This is a genomic window from Nitrospirota bacterium, from assembly GCA_016180645.1.
In the GTDB taxonomy this organism is placed as follows: domain Bacteria; phylum JACPQY01; class JACPQY01; order JACPQY01; family JACPQY01; genus JACPAV01.
The window spans coordinates 93,498-120,361 of record JACPAV010000016.1; the positions used below are offsets into that span (position 1 = coordinate 93,498).

Below are 26,864 nucleotides of genomic sequence, written 5' to 3' on the forward strand. Positions count from 1 at the left end.
GACATGTCCATACGGGGGATCTCGCCGGGTTTGCCGCCTCACGGCCTTCAGGGGTAGGGACCGCATGCTGGCCAAGGTTCTCTCTGCGTCCGTAGTGGGAATCGATGCCTTTGTCGTGGAAGTTGAAGTCGATCTCGCCCTGGGACTGCCCAACTTCGCGACGGTCGGTCTCGCCGAAGGGGCCGTTCGCGAAAGCAAGGACCGCGTGAAAGCGGCCATCAAGAACTCGGGGTACGAGTACCCCAATCGAAAGATCACCGTCAATCTCGCGCCCGCCGATGTGAAGAAGGAAGGCTCGCACTTCGATCTGCCGATCGCGCTAGGATTGCTCGTGGCGCAGGATGCCATCCAAGGCGATGGTCTTTCCCAATACATGCTCATCGGCGAGCTCTCGCTCGATGGCGCGCTGCGTCGTGTTCAGGGCTGTCTTCCGATGGCCATCACGGCGGGCGAGAAAGGTTTCAAAGGCGTCATCGTACCGGTGGAGAACGGCCCCGAGGCCGCCGTCGTGAAAGGCATCGATGTGATCCCCGCGCGGTCCCTCCCTGAAGTCGTCGAGTTTCTCGCCGGGCTGAAGCCGATCCAGCCCCTTCCCCATGGCGCGGCCTCCCTCGCCGAAGCCCCCACCGACTATTCGGTCGATTTCAACGAGGTCCGCGGACAGCACCACTCCAAGCGAGCCCTCGAAATCGCCGCTGCCGGAGGCCACAACGTCCTCATGATGGGTCCACCGGGAACGGGGAAGACGATGCTCGCGATGCGCCTGCCCACCATCCTTCCCCAGATGGGATTCGAGGAGGCCTTGGAAACGACGAAAGTGTACAGCGTGATGGGCCTCCTCCAAAACGGCGAAGCGATCGTCACGCGCCGTCCCTTCCGATCCCCCCACCACACGATTTCTGATGCGGGGCTTGTGGGCGGCGGTCAAAATCCCAAGCCGGGCGAGGTCTCCCTTGCCCACAACGGCGTGCTCTTTCTGGATGAGCTTCCCGAATTCCGGCGGAATGTGCTTGAAGTCCTCCGACAGCCGATGGAAGATCATCGCGTGGTTATTTCGCGCGCCACCGCGTCCGTTGCGTATCCTTCGAGGTTCATGCTCGTGGCCGCCTCCAACCCCTGCCCTTGTGGCTTCCTCCTGGATCCGCACCGGGCGTGCACATGTTCGCCCACCCAGGTGCACAAGTACCGGTCGAAGCTGTCCGGCCCTCTGATGGATCGCATCGACCTGCACATCGAAGTCCCTGGGGTGGCCTTCAAGGATCTGAGCGGACTTTCTCCTGGCGAGCCATCGGCCGCCATTCGCGAGCGCGTGGAAAAGGCGCGTACCGTGCAGAAGGAACGCTTCAAAGGGAAAAGGATCTACTCGAACGCCCAAATGAACAGCCGGATGATCAAGAGGTTCTGCGAAACGGATGCCGATGCGCAAGGGGTCCTCGAAGCGGCCATGGAAAAGTTCAATCTCTCCGCCCGCGGTTACACCCGCATTCTGAAGGTGGCCCGGACGATTGCGGACCTCGAGGGCGCCGAACACATCCGGGGAACGCATATCAGCGAAACGCTCCAGTACCGGATGCTGGATCGGTTTCTGAACTGATTCCCATGGAAGCACCCCCCCCGCACCTGCGCCCCGCTGCAATCGTAAGCGGCTTACTCTGGCGACCATTCCAAACTCTGGGAAAACTCAAGGCTCAGGACTACGTGTCCACCCCCGTCGCCTGGCTCCTCCTGGTCGGTTGGAGCGCCGTGGAGGTCCTCACGTGGATGTGGGCCGGCCTGCGCCACGACGGCAATTCACTCAAGGTTCTTTGGATTGGAGAGTTCATCTCTCCGCATGAGCATCTACGACTTTCAGCCGGAGCGGAGTTCCTTCTGCTGCTTGTCTTCAAGGTCTGCTGCGATCTTGCGCTCATCCTGATCTCGCACCGGCTCGCCGTCCACCGGCTGAACGCGAAGGAGGGGGGCCTGGGGAGGTGGTTCAGGTGTTACTGCGTCCTGATGGGCGTACTCGACATCTACTTCGTCTTCACCGCGCTCATCGCGCTGCTGCCCGGCGACGCGCAGACGGCGATGTCGGCTTCGCACGCCGCCCTCGCCATGTGTCTCGCCTGGAACATCGCGGTCTTCACGCGGGCGTATGGACAGGTGTATGGACTGTCGGACGATCGGGCCTTCAGAGGATTTTTCCTTGGGATCATCGTGATCCCGGCGAGCCTACTCCTGATTTTCGCCGCCTCGGGCGTGATCGCGTCGCTCGACCGCGCCTTCTGGCATCTGCTCACGCCGCCGGATTAGAGCCTATCCCAAAACCCGGCGGAAGCGGAGCGGGTTTCGCGGAGCCTAAAGGCTCCGCTACAGGCGAAAAACAGCTTCTCCGTAGCGGGCCCTCGCTGCCGCCCGGCTCCGAACTCGTTCGGGGCCGCGGCCGCACTCGAAGACGTGTCAGGGTCCGCGATACGTTTTGGGACAGGCTCTGAGCTCGACTTTTGCCATTTCTCCATGCTGTGTGAACCTCACTTCACGAGGGAAGGCCATTTCTACGCCGTGAATTTTGAGACAGGAGCCGTTTTCCGGTCTCGTTTCAAAATTCATCGCTCAGAATCTCGCTCGGATGGGAAGGTATCTTCAGACACCGTTCAAGAATGGCAAATGCCGATTCGTAGGGGAGCATCTTCAGATGCTCCCCCTTGTCGGGAGGGTCTGAAGACCCTCCCCTACTTGCTCCCTCTTGTCGGGAGGGTCTGAAGACCCCCCCCTACTTGCTCCCCCTTGTCGGGAGGGTCTGAAGACCCCCCCCTACTTGCTCCCTCTTGTCGGGAGGGTCTGAAGACCCCCCCCTACGCATCATGACCAACATAAACCTTTCAAAAAATGGCAAAAGTCGATCTTAGAACGAAACCGGCGTTAAGCAGGAGAAGCATCTCCACGCCCACGTAGCCGAAGGCGCGGGGCATCTGATACCAACTGAACGGCCACCAGAGCGGCAGGCGCGGCTCCGGAGCATCGGTGGCGTCCCAGAACACGTGGGTGGCGACGGCTGTGAAAAGGATCCATCCCCATGACGCCCGCCCCGTCACGACCCACCCGACCAGGCCCAACCCGGCCGCGAAGACCAGACTGTGCGTCACCGGCGTTTCCGTATTCATGACCTTCATGAAGTCGAAAGATCCCGCCACGATGATGTGATCGGCATCGATGGCCGTGGCCGCGAGGTAGCTCACCGCGATGGAGATCCCCGCGCCGAGTCCCAAGGCTCTCGCGACGCTCCGGTTGATCGCAACGGCCATGAGTCCCTCGAAGACCATGGTCTCGATCACATTCCGGCCATAGCCTGGGACGGCGACCAGGTTCAACCTCCACAGTTCGCAGGCCGCCGCAAGGGCCGCCAGGGCGCACTGATCGAGGAAGAAGCCTCTCCACCTGGGCGTAACGCTATTCTCCAATGTCATTGTGGTTTTCCGGAAACGCCGTGAAGCGATATCCCGAAGGGAGATTGCTTCGCTTCGCCCCGTTCAGCGGGGCTTCGCTCGCAATGACCTGGCGTGGGTGTCATTGCGAGGGTCGGGGGTCCTGGCCCGGCCCGAAGCAATCCCAGCCAAGACGGGTCCCAAAGACCCTCATCCGCGGAAACGGTTCGTCAGCGGCATTCGACGGTCCCGCCCGAACGCCTTCGGCGTGATTTTCACCCCGGGAGCGGCCTGGCGCCTCTTGTACTCGCTCCGCTCCACCAGCCCGGCCACCCGCTCAACCAGCTTTCGGTCCTGCCCCGAGCGGGCGATCTCATCCACGCTCCGATCCTCCTCCACATATTGCTTCAGAATGGGGTCGAGCACTTCGTAGGGTGGAAGGGAGTCCGTATCCTTTTGATTCGCCCGAAGCTCAGCCGTGGGCGCCTTTTCCAACACCCGATCGGGAATCACCCCACTACCCGAAACGCCGCCGGAGGCGGCGGTGAGTTTTCGGCCCGTCGGGCCTGTTTCGGGTGGTGGGGTCACCGGTCCGATCGTATTCCGGTAACGTGACAACCTGTACACGAGGGTCTTTGGGATGTCCTTGATCACGGCGAACCCCCCGGCGGTGTCCCCGTACAAGGTGCAGTATCCCGTGCTGATTTCACTCTTGTTGCCCGTGGTGAGGACGAGCCGGCCGAATTTGTTCGAGAGGGTCATCAAAAGCGTTCCCCGGATACGAGCCTGGAGGTTTTCCTCCGCCTCCGACGGCGGGAGCCCGGCGAAATCCCGGCTGAGCACTTCCAGCATGGCCTTGAAAGGCGGTTCGATGGGAACGATCCGGAAATCGATCCGGAGCCGATCGGCCAGTTCTTTCGCATCCACCACACTCTCCTCCGAAGTGAACCGCGAGGGAAGCGCAAATCCGACCACGTTTTCGGAACCGAGCGCATCGGCGGCGATCGCGGCCGTCAGAGCCGAATCAATCCCGCCGCTCAGGCCGATGAGGACCTTGGTGAAACCATTCTTGCGCACATAGTCTCCGGTCCCCATCACCAGCGCTTTGTAGATCTCCGCCTCCTCCTCGAGCGCGTCGAGCCGGGCCGGCGCCAAAGCCGGGCGGGATATCGGCGCACCCAGCCTGAAGTTGGCGCATCGGAGCCTTCCGGGCCTCCCGTACGGACGCTTTGACTCGAACTCCATATCCACCACCACGAAATCTTCCTCGAACTGGAGGCCCCGCGCCACAACGCGGCCAAAGGGATTCACCACCAGACTGTGCCCATCGAACACGAGCTCATCCTGGCCGCCCACGCAATTGCAGTACAGTACCCAGGCGCGCCCCGCCTTCGCCCATCCCTTCAAAAGCTTGAGACGCTCGTGCACTTTCCCGGCATGGTACGGGGAGGAGGAGAGATTGAGCAGCAGCTCGACCTTTCCCTTCTCACAAAGAGCCCTGCACGGCCCTTCCGGGCTCCACAGGTCCTCACAAATGGTCACACCGGCTCGGATCCCGTTGAGCGAGAGGACGAGCGGCTGCGACCCCTCGGAAAAATACCGCTTCTCGTCGAACACCCCATAGTTGGGAAGGAGGATCTTGTGGTAGACCGCGTGGACGCTTCCGGCACGACACACGGCCGCCGCGTTGTACCGCTTCTGCCCCTGAAGATGTACGCACCCGATGAGGACGATCGTGCGGCGGGTCTCCCGCGCTGCCTTCCAAACGGCGGCAAGGCTCGACTCGACGAACTTCTTCTTGAAGAGCAAGTCCTCCGGGGGATATCCGGTCATCACCAGCTCCGGGGTCAGGAGAACATCGGCCCCCATGGATTCGGCCCTTCGAATGGCGTCCCGCACCTTGCGCGCATTCCCTTCAAGATCGCCCACGGTCGGGTTGATCTGCGCCAAGGCCACCCGAAGAGTCTGAGCCGATTTCTTCATGTCCGTTTCCTTCTCAGCGTGTTTCGATGGATGCCCAGGATTTCCGCGGCCTTCATCTGGTTCCCCCGCGTATGCTCCAGCGTCTCTCGAATCAGCATGTCGTCCAGCTCAGCCCTGAATCGATCGGCCAAACCGCTCTCGCCGGCCTTCAGGCGCTCTTGGACCTCTCTCGACAGCCCCACCCTCCAATCCCCTCCCGGTCTTCCAACGCCCGATTGCACCTGGTCCGGCAGCAAATCCGGCGTGATAGGCCGCTCCCGATGAATGGCCACGAGTTTCTTGATCAGGTTCTTCAGCTCGCGGACATTCCCCGGGAACTCATAGCGGGCAAGGGCATCGATCGCCTCGGCGGTCGGACCGCCGCCTCGGAGACGGTTTTCCCGCAAGGCCTCCTCTGTAAACATTCGGACGAGGGGGGGAATATCGGGCCGTCTCTGACGCAACGGCGGGATGGAGATCTCGATCACGGCAAGCCGATAGTACAAATCCTCGCGGAAGCGGCCCTGCCGAACGCGCTCCTGCAGGTCCGTATTCGATGCGCAAAGAACCCGCGCATCGACCTTCATGCTTCTGGAGGTTCCCAGCGGAGTGACTTCCTTGTCTTGGAGCACCCTCAAGAGCTTGGCTTGCGCATCCAGCGGAAGTTCGCCCACCTCATCCAGGAACAACGTTCCCCGATGGGCCATCGCAAATTTTCCCGACTTGCTGCGGTCGGCCCCCGTAAACGCTCCGCGCTCGTAGCCGAACAATTCGGCTTCCACCAGCCCCGCGGGGATCGCGGCGCAATTCACGCTCAAGAATGGGCCGTCCTTTCGGTGACTGTGTGTGTGGATCAGGCGGGCCACCACCTCCTTGCCGACTCCGCTTTCACCCGAGAGGAGGACCGTTTCCTCGGAGGACGCCGCTCGACCGGCCAGTTTGAACACATCCTGCATGGCGGGACTGACACCAATGACCGATTCCTGCTCAAGCCCCGGTTTCGGCACGGCTTCTCTTCCACGTCCCGCGCTTGCCGTCGGCCTCTGGACGCTGGACGCCACGGCATCCTTGACCACGGAACGAAGACGATCGATGTCGAACGGCTTCACGACGTAGTCGTATGCTCCCCAACGCATCGCTTCCATGACGAACGTGTGCTCCGCGTGACCCGTAATCACAATCACGTAGGGCGGATCCGGAAGGACCGAGATCTCACGAAGCAGGTCTATCCCCTTCGGTTCCGGAAGAAAGAGGTCCAGGAGGACCACGCCCGGCTTGAGCCTACGGATCTCAGGAAGCGCCTCGTCCGCCCCGGTCGCTTCATGAACGTCCAGACCTTCGGAGGCGAGCGCCTTGCGAATGATCGATCGCGCCGAGGGATCGTCGTCCACCACCAGGAGCCGGGCGCTCACTCCGCAGCCCCAATTTGAGATTTGAGATTTGAGATTTGAGATCCAAGAGGGGGTGAGGCCATCAGGCCCTCCTCAGCGGAAGCAGAATCTCGAACATGCCTCGCTCCGGATAGTGGAGGAGGCCCCGATGTTCTTTGATGATCCGATAGGAAATCGCGAGTCCCAGTCCCAACCCCTTGTCCTTCGAGGACCGATAGGGGGCGAAGAGCCAGTTTTCGAAACCGTCGGGAAGACCCGGGCCCGTGTCCTGAATAAGAATCGAAACCATGTTCCGTCCCGGCGTGTACACCGAGTCCATGGAGAGGCGCGTGGACAGTGTGATCTTCCCCCGTTCGCGCATGGCCTCGATGGCATTCTTCACGAGGTTGGACACGGCGCGCTTGAGCTTTTCGGCATCGACCGGAATCGGGGGCAGGCTGGGATCGAATCGGCGTTCTACGTCGATCCCTTTTTCCTTCATCATGCCCCTGAACAGACCGAGGGCGTCATCGAGCATTTCATGAATGTTCGTTTCCCTGAATTCGAACGACGTCGGTTTCGACAATTCCACCATCTCCAGCACCATGGCCTCGAGGCGCCTCGTTTCCGTTTCGAGAATCCGAACGAGCTCGGGGTCGAACCCTTCTTTCAGGAGCTGGGCCGCCCCTTTTACTCCCGTGAGGGGGCCTTTCATTTCGTGCAGGATCTCGCTCGCGACTTTGGCCAGAAGGACCAGCGTCTCCTCGCGGCGGGACTCATCTTCCATGGCTCGGAAGCGGGTGATGTTCCTCATGAGAATCACGAAAATGTCCCCCGGTCCCGCCACCGGAAAAAGGTCCAGGAGAAACGTGTAGGGAGCGAAGTTCCACCACATTCCGCGAACGCTTCGGCCCGAACGCAGCGTGGAGATTTCCGCAGCCATCCCTTTCAGAGCATCCAGTGCTCGCTCGCGACCGATCATCGTTAGAAGCTCCTGTGCGGCGGGATTCGTGTAGTGGAGATGCCCTCCGGAATCCGCCACGAGCACGGCATCCTGGATGTTATCCAGAATCGCAGAAGGTTCACAGGTACCCACGTTGCTGCATTATAGTGCATCCCGAACGGTCTGACAGCGAGCAAATCAGAATCCCAAGAGCATTTGCCAACCCTTCGGTACTCATGCAAGGTTGGGACACATGGTGTTTGCAGCATTCAAGATCGGAGGTCGAAAGTGAAGGCCGTACTTCTCAATCGCCACGGCGGGCTCGATGCGCTGGAGATGGGCACCTTGCCGGAACCGAGGGCGGAGGCCGGAGAGGCGGTGGTCCGCGTAAAAGCGTGCGGCCTGAATCATCTGGACGTGTGGGTGCGAAAGGGCCTGCCGAACCTGAAGCTCGATTACCCTCACGTGCTGGGGTCGGACATCGCGGGAATCGTGGATGACATCAAAGGCTCTCCGCCGCCCTTTCCGCAAGGCTCCAAGGACGGCGAATGGAAGGGTCAGGTCTCTCCGCCGCCGGGGATCGCCGCGGGGACACGCGTCGTTCTTTTTCCAGGGTTGACTTGTGGTTATTGCCCCCCGTGTATTTCCGGTCAGGACGACATGTGCCGGGAGTTCAAGCTTTTCGGAGAGCACGTATCGGGTGGATACACCGAAAAGATCAAGGTGCCCGTGCGCAATCTGGTGGCGATTCCGGACACGCTGAGTTTCGTCCAGGCCGCCTGTATTCCCGTTGCGTATCTCACAGCGTGGCACATGGTGGTGAACCGGGCACGCGTGCAGCCGGACGAGTGGGTACTGGTGACGGCGGCCGCGAGCGGCGTCAGCACGGGCGCGATCCAGATCGCCAAAATCTTCGGAGCGCAGGTCATTGCCGCGGCCTCCTCCAAGGAGAAACTCGCGAAAGCCAGGGAACTCGGCGCCGATGTTCTCGTGGACTACTCCAAGCCGGAATGGTCTCGGGAGGTGAAGAAGATTACGAATCGCCGCGGGGTGGATGTCATCCTAGACCACGTCGGCCAGTCGAAATGGGAAGACTACATTCCCATCCTTGCCAAAGGCGGGCGGCTGGTCATTTGCGGCGCATCGAGCGGCCACGAAGGGAAGACCGATCTGCGCCACGTTTTTTTCCGGCGGCTCTCGATCCTCGGATCCACCATGGGGTCGTCGACCGAATTCCGGCAACTCGTGGATTACGTCGGGCGGGGGCGGATCAAGCCCGTGATTTACAAGACCCTTCCACTCGAACAGGCCCGCGAGGCGCACCGAATCCTCGAGGAACGCGAGGTCATCGGCAAGGTCGTCCTGGAAATATAGAGGCTTCAAATGCGCGCTCGGTAGCCGCACCCTTCACGGGTGCGTCTTCGGACGCAGGCTGAAGCCTGCGCCTACCGTGTAGTGCTCAGCCCACCCCTTCGGATATCTTCTCGGATTCGAAAACGAAGAACTCCATTCCCGGCTTTTTCCACGCATCCGACGGGAGGCCGGCCTTGCGGCACGTTTCCGATAGGAACGTGTCGCGGTCCCACCCATTTTCCACCGGCACTTGGGGGAGGAGCACTCCCCGCTTGTGCTGTTTCATCACGCAGAGACCGTGTCGGCCGATATCAATTTCGGACAGATCCTTGATCGATCTGAGCGGCGTCAAGATGGAAAGCTCGATTTCGATCTCACCCAATTCCTTCGCCTCGACGGGCAGAAACCGGGGATCTTCGGAGGCCGCGGCCACCGTCAGATCCTGAAGCATCTCGACGAACGATTTTCGAGGCGCCAGCGATCCGATACATCCTCTCAACTCTCCCGAACGGCGCAGAGTGACAAAGAGACCCGATCCCGGCACATCCGGTGCGCCCGACTCAAGAGTGGGCTTCTCCCCCGTTCGGACAAAGCGATCCAGCGTGCTCCGTGAGAGGCGCAAGAGTTCTCTCGAAGCCTCCGGTGAAAGGCCCACAAACAAAGTGTAGACCTTTCCAGCCGGAGGGAAAAGGCGGCTATTCCCCCGGGGCGATTTCTTCCAGGTGGAGTTTCTCGATATGCACGGGGGGCGAGTAGACGACTTCGTCGGAGGCCCAAATGATCACCGGTTCGGAAGGACGCCCCACGGCCCGGATGCCGTTCAAAACACTCGAGACATTGTCGTTGATCCGGACGCAGTTCGCTCGGAGCGGTTTCTCCGCCCGGCCGTTTCGGATCAGAAACGAATCGCCCACGACGGTGGACGTGAAATCGCCCCGCTGCAATCCGTTGATCGGATACGTGTACCAGATCCGCCCGATGTAGACGCCGGAATCGACATCCCGAATCAGTGACGGCAAGTCCTTTTCCCCCTCTTCGACGAGCACATTGGTGGCGGCCGTGTGCGGCGCCTGTGCGAAATGCCGTCCGGGGCTGTTGCCGTACCGGAACCCGTTTCTGAACAACTGCCGTGAAGCGAGCGTTTCAGCGGGAACGCCGAGCTTGGACTTCACCTCCGGGTCCTTCAACAGCTTGGTGCCCTCGTGGTGCGACCCCAGAATTCCCCGGAGGACCCCGCGAACGATGAGTTCCGTCTTCCCCGTGGATATGCCCTCGCACGTGAGCGCCTTGGTTCCCATGTGTCCCATACGAGAGCCATCGTCCACCAACGTGAGAAGTTCCGAGGCGACCCTCTGGTCCATCCGCCCTTGGAAGGGGGAGCTTCCTGCAAAGAACGTCCCTGCGGTCACCGCCGGCACCACCAGATTGTTGAGCATGTCCGCCATCGCCTGCGGGCCCAAGATCACGCGGTACTCCCCCGACGAAATCCGCTCCCCCCCCATGCACCGGATGGCGTTCTCCGCGGCTTGAAATCCAACACGGCCGGAGAATCCGCGCAGCTCCGGGCCGGCAAAGGTGCACGTGCCTTTCGCGTTGTCCGATTCGACCATGGCGGTCACGTAGGCCATGAGCAACGTGGTTTCATCGGAGAGAATCCCCGTCGCGTCGGTGCGGGCCAACGCCATCCGCTCGGTCACCGCCGAAACATCTCCACTGAGGATCAGCCCCAGATCCCGCACGTCCCGGATACTCCCGGCTCGCACTTTCCCCACGATCGCGGACGTCCCCTTGCCGAGGACGGTATGGGGCCATGATATGTCGCCGTGCCATGGACGGCACGGCATGGACCATGGCCTGTCCTCCGAACCGGTCGAAAGTGCGGCCGGCATCACGCCGGACCGGGCTTTCAGCGCCTCGGAACGGGAGAACCCCTCGATCCCGCCTCGCACCACCTTCCAGCCGAGGTCGACGAGGGTCTTGTCCGATAGGCGCGACAGTGCCGGGTCGTGGTAGCGGGCCTTCGCAGACCTTTTCTTCGCCCACGCTGGAAATCCGTGGAAGGCCGGATCGGCTACGGCATTGCGCCGGGCTTTTTCCAAAGCCCTCTTCACCCCGCGCTGAGTGAAATCGGACGCCTCGGAGCCGAAGCCGATCTTGCGGACGCCCCCCTCTTCGAAAAGGATCCTTACCGCCAACCCGCGGAACTCGTACGTCTTGGGCTCCTCCACGCCATTGCACGGGAGGTGCGAGGCGTAGTGCAGCCGGGCCGTGTGGGCGAGATTTTCCGAGGCAAACACTTCTCCGGCAACCAGGCCCTTCTCCTTCTTCACGAGCCGGAGCCCGTCGGCCACCACCTTCCGCAAAATGGAAATTCCCATGGGGGACGATCTTAGCGGCACCCGTTGTGCAACTCAACACGCAGGTCCCGAGGCTAAACCTCGATAGCCGCTATCGAGGTTTAGCCTCCATAGGGCGTTTCGTGAAATTGACGCGTTCATCGGCGCAAACGTATAATAGAAGCATCGCCATGCCGCCCACCACGACGCGCCGTCCCTCCCGGCAACTCTTGAGCGACATCATCGTGGACATGGGCCTCGTGTCCAGAAGGGATCTCGATCATGCGCTCGAGGAGAGTCGGAAGCAGAACGTCCGCGTGGGAGAAATCCTCCTCCGAAAGGGGCTGGTCAGCGAGGAACAGATCGCGCAAGCCCTCGCCCGGCAATTCACCATGACGTACGTCCGGCTGGAAGGCAAAGACATCGCTTCGGAAACGGTCAAACTCATTCCCGAAGCCGTGGCTCGCCGACACACGATCGTGCCCGTCGAGAGCGGCCCGCAGGACCTGATGCTCGGAATGGCCGATCCCCTGAACATCTTTGCCCTGGACCAGGTCAAGATGATCACCCGCCACAAGGTGCAGCCGGTCGTCTGTTCCAAGGCGGAGATCCTGCGGGTGTTGGACCGGGTATACGCCGCCGAGCAGTCGGTGAAGAGCGTCCTGGACGAGATCGACCTGGCCGGTCTGGAACTTCTCGCCCAGGAATCGGAGAGCCCGGCCACGTTGGAAAAGGTGGCTTCGGACACTTCCATTGTCAAACTGGTCAATACGATCCTATACGTCGCCGTCCAGCAGCGGGCGAGCGACATCCATCTGGAACCGCAATCCGAAGCCTTCCTCGTTCGGATGCGAATCGATGGAGTTCTCTACAAGCTGTACCAGCTTCCCCTCAAGGTCCATATGGGTGTGGTCTCGCGCATCAAGATCATGGGCGGGATGGACATCGCCGAAAAACGCGTTCCCCAGGACGGGCGGTTCGAGGCGAAGATCGGGGATCACCAGATCGACGTGCGTGTCTCTTCCATTCCCCTCCTGCACGGGGAGAAGGCCGAACTGAGGATTCTGGAGAAAAGCCGGCGGAGGATACAGCTCGAAGACCTTCCCATGGAAGGCGACACGCGCGCCCAGGTTGAGAAAGCCATTCAGAACCCCTACGGCCTGTTCGTCGTTTCGGGCCCGACGGGCTCCGGAAAAACCACCACCTTGTACGCCGTGCTCAACTGCATGAACGCCGCGGAAAAGAACATCGTGACGGTGGAAGATCCCGTGGAGTATCAGCTCCCGAACGTCAACCAAATCCCCATCAATCCTCGCGCGAATCTGACGTTCGCCACTGCACTGCGCTCCATTCTCCGGCAGGATCCGGATGTCATCATGGTCGGCGAGATCCGCGACCGTGAAACGGCGGAGATTTCCATCCAGGCGGCTCTTACGGGGCACTTGGTCCTCACCACGCTCCACACCAATTCCGCCCCCGGCGCGGTCAGCCGCCTCGTCGAAATGGGCGTCGAGCCGTACCTGATTTCATCCTCCCTCCTCGGCGTTCTAGGCCAAAGGCTTGTGCGCCAGGTCTGCCCGGACTGCAAGCAGCCGCATGCGCCGGAGCCGGCGGTTCTGGCGAATTTCGAATGGATGCCCGAGAACGCATCGCACTTCTTCCGCGGCGCCGGTTGCTCCAATTGCCGTGGAACGGGCTATCGCGGCCGGTTGGCCGTATTTGAATTGATGCGTATGGGGCCCGCCGTTCGGAAGAGCATTTTGCATCGAGAAGACCTTGAACAAATTGCCGCCGCCGCCCAGACGGAAGGCTTCCGATCCCTGCGCCAGAACGGTCTGGAGCTCGTGGTGGCGGGCAGGACCACGTTGGAAGAAATCGTCCGCGTGACCCGGGACGTGGAGATCTGAGGGTGTCCACCTATGCGTATCGGGCACGCAGCCGCGTCGGCGAGCTCATTATCGGTACGCTCGAGGCCGACACCCAGGATCAAGTCGAGGCCCGACTGGCCAGAGACAACCTCATTCCCGTTCGCATCGAGGAGCGAAGGCCGAAGAAACTGGACGCGTTTCTGGATCGGGTCTTCAAGCGCATCAAACCCCGGGACCGGATCGTTCTCTACCGCCAGCTGGCCGCCATGTATGGCGCCGGGGTCTCGTTCACACGCATGTTGGAGACCGCGAAGAAGCAAACAGAGAATCCCCGACTCCAGAAGGTCCTGGTCCAGGTCGGGAAAGACATTCAGGAGGGCATGAGCTTCGCCAACGCTCTCGCCCGTCACCCCGGCGTCTTTAACGAGGTGGTCATCAACATGGTCTCGGCCGGTGAGGCCGGCGGTGTCCTGGAGGAAGTGCTCGACCGAATCGGCCAGATGGCCGAGCGGGAGCTCGATCTGGACAGCAAGGTTCGCTCGGCGACGCTCTACCCCAAGATGGTTCTGGTGGCGGCCATCCTCGGCGGCGGGGTGGTCGTGTACTTCCTGATACCCAAGTTGCAGGCCCTGTACCGCCAACTGGGAGGCGCGAACGCGGTCCTTCCCCTGCCCACTCGCATCTTGGTGGGAATCTCGGACGCCTTCATTGCTTACTGGTACCTCGCCGCCGTGGTGTTGGGTTCGGCCTACGCTTCCTGGCGGATCCTTCTCACGCTGCCGGCGGGGCGTTACCTCGTGGACCGACTCCGGTTGAAGGTTTGGATCTTCGGATCGATTTTCGAAAGGGTGGCCATGGCGCGATTCAGCCGGATCTTCGGCAGTCTTTACCGGAGCGGCATGCCGATCCTGCAGGCCCTGGAGATCTCATCACGGGCGTTGGGCAACGCTTTCATCGCTCGAGAAGTTCTCCATACGCGGCAGTCCCTCATCGAAGGGAAAACGCTGCTGGAATCCATCGAAAGAGCCAAGGGGTTCACACCGATGATCCAGCAGATGATCGGGGTGGGTGAGGAAGCCGGGACCCTGGACCGAATGCTTCAGAAGGCCGCGGACTACTACGACAGCGAGATCGACCATTCGATCCGAACGCTGACGACGCTTTTGGAGCCCGCTCTCCTGCTCGGACTCTTCGCCATCGTCGGATTCCTGGCCCTGGCCATGTTCCTTCCCATGTGGCAGATGATATCGTTTGTGAATACGGGCGGAGGAGCGCCGGGTGTTCCATGAGCGTGATGCGAATGGCCCTTTCGACATTTTGCGGCGGTCACGAAGACCGCGATGGGCGGAAAGGGCCGTGAGCGTGAAGCGAACGGCCCTCACGACATTTGACGGCGGTCACGAAGACCGCGATGGGCGGAAAGGGCCGTGAGCGTGAAGCGAACGGCCCTCACGACATTTGACGGCGGTCACGAAGACCGCGATCCGAGAAGAGGGCCATGAGCGTGACGTTGGGCTCCACGTCCGGTCGGACGATCTTCGAAAGCCTGCTGGTCGTCACCCTCATCAGCCTTCTGATGGGCGGCACGGGATTCGAGATCCAGCGGGTCGACCGGCGGGTTCGTGAAACGGCCTTGAAATGGGAACTGCGCAACCTGAGGGCCGCCATCTCTCTTTTTTCTTTCATGAACAGCCGGGTTCCGTTGTCTCTCCGAGAGGTTCATGAAAGAGGATTTGTCGAGCCGTTCCGGCGGGATGTGCGGCTGGGCGCCGTCACGGCCGAGCCGGCCCGACTGAGGCTGAGAAGCCTCATTTCCCTCGACGTGATTCAGGAAATGGGAATTGACGAGGCGGGGAATATCCTCGACCCCTTCGGAAACCCCTACGTTTTTGATCCGGAATCGGGCCGGCTTTATACCACTACCGAGGAGTACACAAGATGGTGACCCGCGCCGCCGAAACGTTTCGGTTCATCCGGGAGTTCTCCACCCGTAAGGTGCAGCTCAGCCTTCTGGTCTTTGCGCCCATTTTCCTGGCTCTCGTGACCGTGGCTCCCACGATCATCGTCTATAACTGGTTGGTCAGTTTCATCCCCACCCGGGTGGACGAGATCTACTCCGCCCCGCGCGTGGATCAGATCGTGGAACTTCTCAAGATGCTCCGATTCCTCATGCTCTCCGGCGCCGTCGTGGCCCTGATTTCCATTCCCCTGCTGGCCTTCTATGTCGTGAAACCCATACGCCGGATGATGGAGAATCTGCGGAAGGTGGCGCTGGGCGATCTCACGGTCGAGGCCGGTATGGACCGGTCCGACGAGTTGGGCGGACTCGGGGCCAGTTTCGACCGGATGATCCTCTCCCTCAACCGCTACATTCTCGAAAGCAGCCGGGGCGGCGTGTTCGTGGTGAACAGCGAAGGCGTGGTCACCACCTCCAACCCGGCCATGGAAATCATCCTCGGCATGAAGGCGGAGGATCTCGTCGGCCATGCCATCGAGGAGGCCTTTCGGCCGCTCGGGAACTATCGCGAACTGGTCAAAGTCATCCGCGGGGCCATCCAGTCCAAAACGCCCCATGGAGAGCAGGAGGTCATCGTCGCCAGGCCGGACGGGCGCCAGGTCACGCTGAACCTTTCCACCTCTCTTCTCCGCGACCAAAACGGCATCCAGATCGGTGTGATGGCCGCGATCAAGAACCTCTCGGAGATCCGCGACTTCCATGAACACCTCCGGCGGACGGAGAAGCTCGCGTCGCTCGGTACCCTGGCCGCGGGCGTGGCGCATGAGATCCGGAATCCCTTGGGGTCCATTCGTGGGCTGGCCCAGCTTCTCCGCGAGAGTCTCGAGGGCTCCTCGCAAAAACGGTACGCGGAAGTCATCGCCCAGGAAACGGACCGCTTGAACCGCGTGGTGGAAAGCCTCCTGAGTTTTGCGCGGCCCTCGGATTCCCTCCGGACGGACGTGGATGTCAACACCCTGCTTCGACGCGCCCTTCAACTGTGCGAATTCGAGCGTCTCAAGAAAAATATCCGCATGGTCGAGGACCTGGCCGCCGACCTACCGCCGGTTTCCGTCGATTCCGACCGCCTGGTCCAGGCGTTCCTCAACATTCTTCTCAATGCATGCCAAGCCATCGAGGGAGAGGGTGAAATCCGCGTCACCACGCTGACCCCCGAACCCGGCCGCGGCAATGGAGAATTCGTCCGGGTGAGCATCGTCAACACCAATTCCCATATCTCTCCCGATCAGCTCGAACACATTTTCGACCCGTTCTTCACCACCAAGGAGAACGGTACGGGACTCGGCCTGTCCGTCACCCACCACATCATTCAAGAGAACCGCGGGAGCCTCCGGGCCTATAGTGAGAACCGGGAGACCGGTTTTGTCGTTGAGCTTCCGGCCTCAAAGAGTTAGACAAGAAGGCGGACACACCAGGATGGACACTCATGGTTGAGCGCTCGGAAACGGACCGGCCCAGAATTCTGGTCATCGACGATGACGAGAGCATGCGGTTCTTTATCGCCGAGGCGCTGTCGAAGGATGGATATCCCTACGACGTGGCGGTGAACGGCGAGGAGGCTCTCCGCAAGCTGAGCGGGAACGGCGGATTCGGCATCGCGCTGTTGGACGTCCGAATGCCGCAGATCAGCGGGCTCGACGTACTCAAGAAGGCGAAGGAGATCGATCCTGAACTCGTCGTCATCCTGATGACCGCTTACGATTCGCGGGACATCGCCATGGAGTCCATCCGGCGCGGGGCCTACGACTATTTCACCAAACCCTTCGACCTCAACGAGATGCGGATCGTGGTGGGACGGGCCGCGGAGCGGATCCGGCTTCGAAAGGACATGGAGCTGTACAAGAAGGAAGTGGAAGCCTTCAAGGGGCAGACGCGGCTGATTGGGACGAGCCCGAAGGTGCGGGACGTCATGGATCTCGTCAAGCGCGTGAGCGACAACGACGTGACCGTGCTCGTCACCGGGGAGTCCGGCACGGGGAAGGAGCTGGTCGCGCGGATCATCCACGAATCCGGACTCCGGCGGTCGCGCCCCTTCGCAGCCGTCAACTGCGCCGCCATCCCCGAGAATCTTCTGGAGGAAGAGCTCTTCGGTCATGAAAAAGGCTCGTTCACCGGCGCGTTACAACAGAAAAAAGGAAAGATTGAACATGCCTCTGGAGGCACGCTGTTCCTCGACGAAATCGGAGACATGGGCCCGGCCATGCAGGCCAAGCTCCTCCGTTTCCTGCAGGAACGGGAGTTCGAACGGATCGGCGGCGTCGACCCCATCCGGGCGGACGTCCGTGTCGTCGCCGCCACCAATCAGGATCTTCGAAAACGGGTCCAAGAGGGCGAATTCCGCGATGACCTCTACTGGCGCCTGAACGTCATTGCCATTCATCTTCCGCCCCTCCGGGATCGCACGGAGGACATCCCGGACATCGTCAATCACTTCCTGTCCCTCTACAGGGTCCGGCTCGCGCGCGAGTCCATCGAGAGGATCACACCGTCGGCGATGGACCTGCTCCTCGCCCACCTATGGCCGGGGAATGTCCGCGAACTCGAGAATGTGATCCAGAAGCTCGTGGTGTTGACGGATCGAAACGAAATTCAGCCGAGAGACGTCCAGCCTTTCCTCGCCCCGCCCTCGGAGAAGAAACCGGAGGGGCGAACGCTGTTCGAGAAATTGGACGGCATCACCGGGGACGCTGAGAAAGAGATGATCCTTCAGGCCCTGGAACGCAACCGCTGGAGCCGCACCCGCACAGCGGACGAACTCGGCATCTCGCGCAAGAGCCTCCACAACAAGATGAAGAAGTACGCGATCGCGACGGACACGGAGTAGGGGAGATCGGATGTAGGGACGCGGGCTGAAGCCCCATGCCACGGAGGGTATGGGACCATGATATGTCGCCGCACCACGGATGGTGCGGCATGTAACATGGCCCGCGGCTACCAAGAACGTGAATCCCCGGTAGGCGCAGGCTTTATGCCTGCGTCCGCGTGATCGGGCCTCCGCGGCAGCGTGAAGTAGAACGTCGCCCCCTCACCCACCGTTCCCTCAGTCCACACCCGCCCGCCATGCCGATGGATGATTCTTCGCACAAGCGCCAATCCGATCCCCAACCCGGGAAATTCCTCCACCTTGTGGAGTCTCTGAAACACCCCGAAAAGTCGGTCCGCGTACTTCATGTCGAAGCCGGCGCCGTTGTCGCGCACATGGAAGACAAGCTCAGCTTGCCCTGCCCGACATCCCAACTCTACGACGGCACGCTCCTTCGCGGCGGTGAATTTCACGGCGTTCCCCAGCAAGTTCGTCAGGACCACCCGAATCATTTCAGCATCCGCCTCCACCATCGGCACGGCATCCACCTTCCATTCGATCGAGCGATTCAGGGCGCCGGCGCTCAATTCACCGATGACCTCTCGTGCAAGCGCATCCAGCCGAACACCTGCCCTCCTCATCTCCGTTCGTCCCATCCGGGAGAACTCAAGCAGGTCGGCAATGAGCTGCTTCATGCGATCGGCCCCTTCGGCAATGACCCTCATATACCGCCGGGTGTCGGGCGTCGATTCTTCGGGCAATGCCTCCTGCAGGAGGCTTACGAATTCCCGCACGTGACGTAGCGGCGCTTGGAGGTCGTGGGAAACGGAGTAGCTGAAACTCTCCAGTTCGGCGTTCACCGCCTCCAACTCGCGCGATTTCCGGATCAGGTCCTCCGCGACTTTCTCGCGCTCCAATCGGAGACGCCTGACCGTACCGGCTGTCCACCACACTAACGCCCCAAGCACAATGACACTCGCCACCACCACCAGACCGAGTCCGAAATGCCAGTCGTACCAGCCGGCCCTCGCGCCGGTCCGAACCGCCCGTCCCAGAAGGAGGGGAACGAGAAAGGACCCGATAAGGAGACGTCGGGCCATCACCCCCTCCTCGGAGGAGCTCGAAATTCTTCTCATGATCCCGCGATTCGGCCTGGCGCATAGGATTCCCGCATCCAAGAGCAGAAAGGCCACCGCCGTGTTCAGGGCCATCGGAATGTAGGAAGTAATCCCGTACATCCCACGAACGCCGTATGCGTATCCCACCACGGCCAGAGTGGAAACAAGCCCGGAGAGCAGAGGCAGCGCCTGGGCCGGCCTCCGGCCGCGCCGCGTTTCAATGTCGATGAAGAGCAAGGCCATCCCCTGGAGAAGGAAGTTCATGGCGGTGTTCGGAGCCATCCGGTTCGGCAGGGTGTAGGCCGCCAGTTTGTCCGTGAACAGAACCTGATCGATCCCAAAATCCATCCCCAGGAGATTCATGACCTTCATGACCGCGATTAGAATCGTTCCGCCGGCAAGGATGGCGACGAAGCTCCGCCGGCGGCCGGTGCAAGATTCCGCGCCGGCAAGGAGAAGCGCAGTCCCGACAAGTCCGAAGGCCACCGCCGTCATCGGATTCATGGCCACGAATCCGGGGACGACGCTCTTGAGAATTTCGGAATCGAGGATCCAGCCGAGGAGCGCGAGGGCCCCCGCCGTGATCCCGACCATCGCCGTGAGGCCGGAAAACCACAGAAACATCCGCTCCACGGGAATCAGGTCGGCCTCCCCTTGATTCGCAGTGTGGCCACCCAGCCGAGCGCCGCCACCAGGCTGAAAAAGGAACCGACGGCAAAAGTCCAACGGGCAGTTTGAGTCGTGTCCCAAAGGTACCCCCCAAGAAGACTCGCCAGGATCAGACCCGCTCCCTCCACGGCGCCGATCCAGCCGAAGGCACGGCCCCGATGGTTCGGCGGGACCCAATCCGCCACAACGGCACGGCTCGCTCCTTCCGTCAGTCCGAAGAAGAAACCGTACAGCACAAGAAGACCCAGTACAGCACCGGGACCATCCGCCACGGCGAACCCCGCGTACACGGATCCGTAGAGGAACCACCCCACCACGAGAAGTCGGCGACGGCCCCATCGGTCGGACAGACGGCCGCCCCAAAGGTTCGTGGCGGCCTTGACAAGGTGCAGGCCCGCCCAGAGGAGCGGAAGGTGCGCATCCTTGAAACCCAGCTCTCGGGCGCGAAGCAGCAGGAAGGCATCGGTCGATCCCGCGAGCGCGAAGAAGAAAAGGCATGGAACGTACCACTTCAGAGGATCGGGGAATCGCCAAGCCGCTTTCTCACCCCCACCCGCGCCCCCTGGCCGAGGACGGCCTGGGGGGAATACAGGGAGACGGTGCGATTCTCCTTTCCCTTCCCCGCTTGAGGGGGAAGGTAGGGATGGGGGGTGCTCTACGGATGCGTCGCCCCTGCGCAGGCGGTCCGAATTTTCCCGGACAAATAGCAGGATGATAAACAGCGCGAGCACTCCGGGGATCGCGGACGCCTTGATCACACCGGCCACGTCCATTTTCAGAATGCTCAACAGCAGAAAGGCCAGAAGACCGCCACCCACGGCGCCCAAGTGGTCCATGGCCCGCGTGTAGCCGAAGGCCCGCCCGCGGGAATCCGCGTCCGCCAGATCGGACACCAGTGCATCCCGAGGCGCCCCCCGAAATCCCTTTCCGATTTTGTCGATCAGTCGGAGTCCCAGCACCTGGGGCACGGTCGCAGCCAGACCGATCAGCGGCTTGGCAACCGAGGAAACGCCATAGCCACCGAGGATGATGGGGACGCGGCTGCGAACGCGATCCGAGAGGTGGCCGGCGAAATAGCGGACCATGAGCGGAATGCCCTCGGCCAGCCCTTCGATGATCCCCACCACGAGTTTTCCGGCGCCGAGATGGACCGTGATGAACAGAGGAAGGATGGGGTAGATCATTTCGCTGCCCAGGTCCGTGAAAAGACTCACCCAGCCGGTGGCGAGAATGACACGGTGCAACCGGGGCCGGAGGGAGCGGCCGAAGGGGGTGCCCATGACTGGGTGGCAGGATATCACAAATCCCTTGCAGCGCTTGGCCACTCGGCTAGAATCGGTCCGGCATGGGAGTCCCACACCGATGGCGCTGATACACCCCGACGGAAAATTCAGGCAGCGGTGGGACTTCGTCGTGATTGTCGCCACCGTCGTCTCCTCGGTTGAAATCCCCTTGCGGATCACGCTGAACTATCCCCTCAAGGGCTGGTTGGTTCCCTACGACTACGTCGTCACGCTCATCTTCTTGGCAGACGTCGTTGTCAACTTTCTGACTCAGCAGTACGACAAGAAGAAACTCATTTCCGATCCCAAGGTGATCGCCGGGCGCTACCTGCGCGGGTGGTTTGTGGTTGATTTCCTTTCTGCCGTACCATTCGACCTTCTGTTTTCCGGTGTCGCGGCCGCGGGTTCCAATCGAATCCTGCGTCTCCTCCGCATCACCCGTCTGCTTCGGCTGACACGGCTGGCGGCCTTTCTAAGCAAATGGGGCCGGGGGAGTTCGATCAACCCCGCCATTCTTCGAATGTTTTATCTCGTGTTTTGGATCCTGATGACGTCCCACTTCGTGGCCTGCCTCTGGATCTACTTCGGCTCGGGAAACGCCGTCAATACGAACACCGACTACGCTCCGACGGACAATCTCCGAAACTACGTCCGGGCTCTCTACTGGGTGACCACCACGCTCACCACGATCGGCTATGGGGATATAACGCCCGTCAACAACCGCCAGACCGTCTTCACCATGATCATCCAGTTGATGGGCGCCGGCATGTACGGCTTCGTCATCGGTAACATTGCCAACCTGATCGCCAACATCGACATTGCCAAGTCCCAGTTCCGCGAGCGCATGGAGAAAATCGAGACCTTCATGCGGTACAAGGCCGTTCCCCCGGAAACGCAGGATCGGGTCCGTGAATACTACAACTACCTGTGGGAATCGCGCCGGGGGTATGACGAATTTTCCATCGTCAACGATTTCCCCACTCCGCTCCGCACGGAAATTCTGCTTTTCCTCAACCGGAGCATGATCGAGAAGGTCCCCATCTTCAAAGGCGCCACTCCGGATTTCGTTCGTGAAATCGTGCTCAACCTGAAGCCGGTGGTGTTTTCCCCATCCGAGTTTGTCTTTCGCAAAGGAGATATCGGCTACAACATGTACTTCATCAGCCGTGGAGGGGTGGAAGTGACCTCAGAGGACGGGAAAACCATCTACGCAACCCTGCGGGAGGGAAATTTCTTCGGTGAGATCGCCCTCCTCCTCAGCATGCCGCGCACGGCCAGCATACGCGCAATCGAATTTACCGACCTCTACGAACTCGACAAGGACACCTTCGACCGCGTTCTCGGTCGATTTCCGGACTTTGAGAAGCACATGCGGGAACTGGCGCGCCAGCGTCAGGAGGAGATGCAGAAGGACAAGAAGTAGTGCGTTTCTCCTTGATCCTGGTAGCCGCGGACTTTAGTCCGCGAGTCGGACGCAGCCTGAAGGCTGCGGCTACCTGTCCGTCGATCAGGACATCCGGATTGACATGGTCATAATATCCGGATAATCTTCCCATATGGGTAAGATTGTAAAAAGGCTGTTCTCTCTGAATCTTCCCGGTGGGAAGTCTGCCTTCTTGTGGGGTCCCCGAAAGGTCGGCAAGACCTACTGGATCACCCATTCCCTTCCCGGGGTTCCCGTCGTGGACCTGCTCCAAACGGATGTTTTTGCCGAATACGCATCGCGCCCCTCTCTCCTCCGCGAGCGGTTTGGGAGTCACACGGGGCTCGTCGTGATCGATGAAGTCCAGAAAATCCCCGCCCTCCTGGATGAAGTGCACGGACTTATGGCCCACCGCGGCATGTCCTTCTTGCTCTGCGGCTCCAGCGCCAGGAAACTGAAGCGGGGACACGCGAACCTCCTGGGGGGCCGGGCATGGCGGAGGACGATGGCACCCCTGTCCTGTATGGAAGTCGAAGGATTCGATCTGGCGGCGGCGATGACGTCAGGACTTCTCCCGCCGCACTTTCTATCCCCTTCCCCCGAGGAAGATCTTCGCGCATACATCGCCGACTATCTGAAGGAAGAGATAGCCGCGGAGGCCCTCACCCAAAATATCCCGGCCTTCTCTGAATTTCTGCGCGTCGCGGCGCTGACCTCCAGCGAACTTCTGAATTACACCAACATTGGACGGGAGACCGGAGTGTCCCAGAAGATCGTGCGAAACTATTTCGAGATTCTGGAGGATACCCACCTGGGCTTCAGGGTTCCTCCTTGGAGAAAATCCAGGACGCGACGGATGATTCAGACGGAAAAGTTCTACCTCTTCGATGTTGGGGTCGCCAACTACCTCTCGCGCCGGACACCCCGCCTGGGCAGTCCGGATTTCGGAAAATCCTTCGAGCACTACATTCTCATGGAGATTCGTGCGTATCAGGCCTATCGCCAGCCGGATCTTCCCATCGCCTATTGGCGGACCAGCACGGGGCAGGAAGTCGACTTCATCCTCGGCGAGAAGGATCTTGCGATCGAAATCAAGGGATCGAGCCGCGTGCACGAAGGGGATCTCCGATCCTTGCGCGCGTTCTCGGAGGACGGTCCTGCTCGCCGCACCGTGGTGGTATGCATGGAAAGGGAATCGAGGCGCGTTACGCCACGCATCGAGATCCTTCCTTGGAGGATGTTCGTTCAGAGACTGTGGGCAGGGGACTTCCTGTAGGGAACCCTGCCGGCCCAGGAAATCTGCCTCCTACGGCAAATTCAACGAACCCCGAATCGCGCTCAAGGTTTCTGCCGGAGGGGTATGCAGGCCCTCAGATTGGTGGACGATTTCGCCCTTGGCGTTCAACACCGAGATCTTGTTGCTATGCGCGAAGTCCTTCTCTCCCATCCTGCGGATCTGGATGCCAAGGAGAGCTTCCAGCTCCAGCGTCTGGGCGGGCGGGCCTGTCAAGAACACCCAGGTTTTCACGGCGGAGCCGTTCTTCTTCTTGAATTCCGAAAGGCGGGCCGGCGTGTCGCGTTCCGGATCGACGGTCACGATCACGAAACGGACCCGGGATCGCTCCTTCTCGGTGAGGGAACGCGAAATGCGTTTGGCATCCTCGATCAGAATCGGGCAGGCCGACTCGCAATGCGTGTAGAGCATGAGGAGCACTACGGGTTTGCCCTCGAAGGATCGGAGCGTGACCGACTCCCCCTTTTCGTTGGTCCACTCCCCTTCCAGCCAAAAGACCGACTTGTCCGTCGGGGTCCCTCCGGCCGCCTCTCCGTGATGATGCGGGTGGGCCTCGTCATCCGCCGAGGTCCCGGGGGCAGCCGCGCCGGTGCACACCACGGCGACGACGAGCGAGAGGGCTACTCGTCTTTCGCGCATCGGAAGCCGAGATTGTGAGTCCCGTACGACGCCTTCAAGCTGGAACGGAATGCGTAGCGCATGAAGGCGGCGTAGTCCGCCTTGTCCACGGCCTCCGAGGATGCCCCGCCGCAGTACAGATTTCGATCCTTGTCCGCATCCGATCGATTGTCGCCGCTGAGAAGGCTGGCGTTGAAATCCTCAACCCATTCCCAGAGACGATGGAAGTCGTGCAGGCCGAGGGCGTTCGAGGGGCCGGAGGCCACCTCCGCAAGCGGGCCCTCGTGCGGCATGGCGTACCAGCGAAGAACTTCATCGCGAGCGGCAGGATCTCCACCCGAGCCGGCCGATGCCGCATATTCCCATTCCATGGCCGTCGGCAACCTCTTCCCTTGGGCCGCACAGTAGGCCCTCGCCGCAAACCAGGACACCTGCGTAGCAGGCCGTCGTTCGGCCCCTGTGGGGATGGACACGTCGGTCACCCACTCGCGGAGGTAGTGCGTGTCACGAAACACGGACGGGGCGCGGTTCCGACTCCAGCGCGGATTCGCGAGCACGAACTTCAGGAAATCGCCGTGCGTCACGGGAACCCGATCCAATAGGAACGATGGGATGCGAACCGACTCGATCGTCGTTTCCGGTCGGTAGAGTGGTGTGAACGTGCCGCCCGGAACGGGGGCCATGTCGGGGGCCACGAGTTCTGCCGCAGCAAGAAGAATCGCAAGCCACAGCTTCGACATCGAAGAGTCCTACTGCTTCGCCCGCTCCTCGGCCACTTCTTCGGGTGTCACCATGTCGCCCTTGTTGCCCCAGGCATTTCGGACGTAAGTCAGAATAGAGGCGACATCTCCGTCCCCCAGATTGAGGCGGGGCATCTCGGCGTTGTAGTCCTGACCGTTTACCTGGATCGGGCCTTTCATGCCGTTGATGACGATGTGAATGCTCCGTGGTTTGTCCGCCAGGAGAAAGTCCGATTTCGCCAGCGGCGGGAACACGCCGGGTATCCCTTCGCCCGTGGGCTGATGGCACATGGAGCAGTTGTTGAGATAAAGCTGGTTTCCTTCCTGAATGCGCATGTCCCGGGTGAGCTGCTTGATCCGCGGGTTCGTGCGCTTTTCTTCCTCGATCTGGGCGCGGAGTTTTTCGACCTCCTCGCGGCTCTTGTCCCCTTCGGGCGCCTGAGATCCCAAGTACACCTCGTCCACCTCTTTGCCGGAGTAAATCGATTTATCCTCCGGCCCCGATACCTTCAGCATGCCCAGCGTCCCTTTGTTGAACGTACGAAAAATCGAGTGGTCCACAAGGATAAACGTACCCGGCACTTCCACTTTGAATTCCACCATGGTGGAACCGCCCGCCGGTATGAGGGTGGTTTGGACCTGTTTCTGATTCGGAAGGATTCCGCCTTCGCCGTAGACGCTGTCGAAGATTTCGCCGATGACGTGGAACGAGCTGATCATGTTCGGCCCGCCGTTCCCGAGATAGAGTCGCACCGTTTCACCCACATTGGCCTGGAGCGCTTTGTCGCCGACCAGAGAACCGACGGCGCCGTTGAATACGATGTATGACGGATTCTCATCGATGCCCCGTTGCATGTCGAACGGTTGAAGTCCCTTCTCGCCGAAGTTTCCCCTGGTGTAGAAGTCTCCCTGCATTACGTAGTACTCGCGGTTCACCTTCGGCATCCCTTCCTTCGGCTGCACGAGGATGAGGCCGTACATGCCGTTCGCCACGTGCATGGGAACGGGCGCGGTGGCACAGTGGTAGACGAAGAGACCGGGGTTGATGGCCTTGAAGGTGAATCGGGAGGCGTGGCCCGGCGCCGTGAACGAGCTTGCGGCGCCTCCGCCGGGACCCGTCACCGCGTGCAGATCGATATTGTGCGGCATCTTGCTGCCCGGGTTGTTCTGGAGATGGAATTCCACGGTATCCCCTTCGCGGACTCGGATGAACTTGCCGGGCACTTTCCCACCGAACGTCCAGAACAGATATTGAACCCCGTCTGCCAGTTGGCCGACTTTCTCCACGACTTCGAGTTCAACCACGACCTTCGCGGGGTTCTTCCGTTCTATGGACGGCGGAACGAGAGGCGCGTCGGTCAGCACGGCCTTCTCAACGGGTAGCTCGGCGGCGGCAGCATTGTGCATCGCTGCGGTCACCAATACGAGTAGGAGCAGAAGTTTCATGTCACACCTCCGGGTCATGGTTTCAGTTGGCCATTAGTGTCCGACCAAGTCAAGGATCGAAATATGACGACGGTCAGTATCAGGTGTTGTGGGTAGCCGTAGGCTTCAGCCTACGCGCCGGACGCGGGCTGGAAGCCCGCGCCTACCAAGGGAAGGCCCTGAGATACAAAACAAAAGGGCCGCCCCCTTGCATGCCCAAGGGAGCGGCCCGGACTGA

At 60.9% G+C, this 26,864-nt stretch carries 21 protein-coding genes; 10 read left to right on the top strand and 11 right to left on the bottom strand.

The annotated features are described in order from the left end of the window. Nucleotides 1–64: 64 nt before the first annotated feature. Nucleotides 65–1,594, top strand: coding sequence for a YifB family Mg chelatase-like AAA ATPase (locus HYT87_10770; protein ID MBI2060241.1), 1,530 nt, complete (start codon nucleotides 65–67; stop codon nucleotides 1,592–1,594). A 5-nt stretch (nucleotides 1,595–1,599) separates the two neighbouring features. After that, entirely contained in the window at nucleotides 1,600–2,292 is a 693-nt protein-coding gene (locus HYT87_10775; protein MBI2060242.1) for a hypothetical protein, read from the top strand. A 569-nt stretch (nucleotides 2,293–2,861) separates the two neighbouring features. Here HYT87_10775 and HYT87_10780 read toward each other — a convergent pair. From HYT87_10780 to HYT87_10795, 4 genes are all read right to left on the bottom strand, one after another. Further along, on the bottom strand, nucleotides 2,862–3,446 hold the full coding sequence (locus HYT87_10780; GenBank protein ID MBI2060243.1) for a metal-dependent hydrolase: 585 nt from the start codon (nucleotides 3,444–3,446) through the stop codon (nucleotides 2,862–2,864). A gap of 168 nt (nucleotides 3,447–3,614) precedes the next feature. Then, on the bottom strand, nucleotides 3,615–5,387 hold the full coding sequence (locus HYT87_10785; GenBank protein MBI2060244.1) for an NAD+ synthase: 1,773 nt from the start codon (nucleotides 5,385–5,387) through the stop codon (nucleotides 3,615–3,617). Beyond that, nucleotides 5,384–6,778 (bottom strand): sigma-54-dependent Fis family transcriptional regulator, encoded by a 1,395-nt coding sequence (locus HYT87_10790; protein MBI2060245.1) that lies wholly within the window; start codon nucleotides 6,776–6,778, stop codon nucleotides 5,384–5,386. Before HYT87_10790 ends, HYT87_10785 begins: the two co-directional genes overlap by 4 nt. Nucleotides 6,779–6,839: 61 nt before the next feature. Then, on the bottom strand, nucleotides 6,840–7,832 hold the full coding sequence (locus tag HYT87_10795) for a hypothetical protein (protein MBI2060246.1): 993 nt from the start codon (nucleotides 7,830–7,832) through the stop codon (nucleotides 6,840–6,842). Between the two features lie 135 nt (nucleotides 7,833–7,967). Between HYT87_10795 and HYT87_10800 the strand changes: the two genes are divergently transcribed. Next, nucleotides 7,968–9,053: a zinc-binding dehydrogenase gene (locus HYT87_10800; protein MBI2060247.1), complete on the top strand. Its 1,086-nt coding sequence runs from the start codon at nucleotides 7,968–7,970 to the stop codon at nucleotides 9,051–9,053. Between the two features lie 85 nt (nucleotides 9,054–9,138). Here the strand turns inward: HYT87_10800 and amrA are convergent, their stop codons facing one another. Beyond that, nucleotides 9,139–9,687: an AmmeMemoRadiSam system protein A gene (gene amrA / locus HYT87_10805; protein ID MBI2060248.1), complete on the bottom strand. Its 549-nt coding sequence runs from the start codon at nucleotides 9,685–9,687 to the stop codon at nucleotides 9,139–9,141. A gap of 40 nt (nucleotides 9,688–9,727) precedes the next feature. Further along, the gene (locus HYT87_10810) at nucleotides 9,728–11,410 is read right to left on the bottom strand and encodes a hypothetical protein (GenBank protein ID MBI2060249.1); all 1,683 of its coding nucleotides are present in this window, start codon (nucleotides 11,408–11,410) and stop codon (nucleotides 9,728–9,730) included. Nucleotides 11,411–11,559: 149 nt separating this feature from the next. Between HYT87_10810 and tadA the strand changes: the two genes are divergently transcribed. The 5 genes from tadA (at nucleotide 11,560) to HYT87_10835 (ending at nucleotide 18,077) form a co-directional block, all read left to right on the top strand. Further along, nucleotides 11,560–13,275: a Flp pilus assembly complex ATPase component TadA gene (gene tadA / locus HYT87_10815; GenBank protein ID MBI2060250.1), complete on the top strand. Its 1,716-nt coding sequence runs from the start codon at nucleotides 11,560–11,562 to the stop codon at nucleotides 13,273–13,275. Nucleotides 13,276–13,277: 2 nt separating this feature from the next. Beyond that, the gene (locus HYT87_10820; GenBank protein ID MBI2060251.1) at nucleotides 13,278–14,525 is read left to right on the top strand and encodes a type II secretion system F family protein; all 1,248 of its coding nucleotides are present in this window, start codon (nucleotides 13,278–13,280) and stop codon (nucleotides 14,523–14,525) included. Between the two features lie 209 nt (nucleotides 14,526–14,734). After that, complete coding sequence (locus HYT87_10825; protein ID MBI2060252.1) at nucleotides 14,735–15,181, top strand: hypothetical protein; 447 nt, start codon at nucleotides 14,735–14,737, stop codon at nucleotides 15,179–15,181. Further along, the gene (locus HYT87_10830) at nucleotides 15,175–16,647 is read left to right on the top strand and encodes a PAS domain S-box protein (GenBank protein ID MBI2060253.1); all 1,473 of its coding nucleotides are present in this window, start codon (nucleotides 15,175–15,177) and stop codon (nucleotides 16,645–16,647) included. Before HYT87_10825 ends, HYT87_10830 begins: the two co-directional genes overlap by 7 nt. Nucleotides 16,648–16,679: 32 nt before the next feature. Next, on the top strand, nucleotides 16,680–18,077 hold the full coding sequence (locus tag HYT87_10835; protein MBI2060254.1) for a sigma-54-dependent Fis family transcriptional regulator: 1,398 nt from the start codon (nucleotides 16,680–16,682) through the stop codon (nucleotides 18,075–18,077). Nucleotides 18,078–18,184: 107 nt separating this feature from the next. On the opposite strand, the gene HYT87_10840 is transcribed toward HYT87_10835, so the two are convergent. Both HYT87_10840 and HYT87_10845 read right to left on the bottom strand, forming a co-directional pair. Further along, on the bottom strand, nucleotides 18,185–19,807 hold the full coding sequence (locus HYT87_10840) for a hypothetical protein (GenBank protein MBI2060255.1): 1,623 nt from the start codon (nucleotides 19,805–19,807) through the stop codon (nucleotides 18,185–18,187). Nucleotides 19,808–19,812: 5 nt separating this feature from the next. Next, nucleotides 19,813–21,123, bottom strand: coding sequence for an MFS transporter (locus tag HYT87_10845; GenBank protein MBI2060256.1), 1,311 nt, complete (start codon nucleotides 21,121–21,123; stop codon nucleotides 19,813–19,815). Nucleotides 21,124–21,205: 82 nt separating this feature from the next. On the opposite strand from HYT87_10845, the gene HYT87_10850 reads away from it, so the two are divergent. Beyond that, nucleotides 21,206–22,549 (top strand): ion transporter, encoded by a 1,344-nt coding sequence (locus HYT87_10850; GenBank protein MBI2060257.1) that lies wholly within the window; start codon nucleotides 21,206–21,208, stop codon nucleotides 22,547–22,549. Nucleotides 22,550–22,682: 133 nt separating this feature from the next. Next, nucleotides 22,683–23,825: an ATP-binding protein gene (locus HYT87_10855; GenBank protein ID MBI2060258.1), complete on the top strand. Its 1,143-nt coding sequence runs from the start codon at nucleotides 22,683–22,685 to the stop codon at nucleotides 23,823–23,825. 30 nt (nucleotides 23,826–23,855) lie between these two features. Here the strand turns inward: HYT87_10855 and HYT87_10860 are convergent, their stop codons facing one another. The 3 genes from HYT87_10860 to nirK are packed head-to-tail and all read right to left on the bottom strand — an operon-like array spanning nucleotide 23,856 to nucleotide 26,647. Further along, entirely contained in the window at nucleotides 23,856–24,482 is a 627-nt protein-coding gene (locus HYT87_10860; GenBank protein ID MBI2060259.1) for an SCO family protein, read from the bottom strand. Beyond that, nucleotides 24,464–25,201, bottom strand: coding sequence for a formylglycine-generating enzyme family protein (locus tag HYT87_10865; protein MBI2060260.1), 738 nt, complete (start codon nucleotides 25,199–25,201; stop codon nucleotides 24,464–24,466). Before HYT87_10865 ends, HYT87_10860 begins: the two co-directional genes overlap by 19 nt. 9 nt (nucleotides 25,202–25,210) lie before the next feature. Continuing rightward, nucleotides 25,211–26,647, bottom strand: coding sequence for a nitrite reductase, copper-containing (gene nirK / locus HYT87_10870; protein ID MBI2060261.1), 1,437 nt, complete (start codon nucleotides 26,645–26,647; stop codon nucleotides 25,211–25,213). Nucleotides 26,648–26,864: the final 217 nt, after the last annotated feature.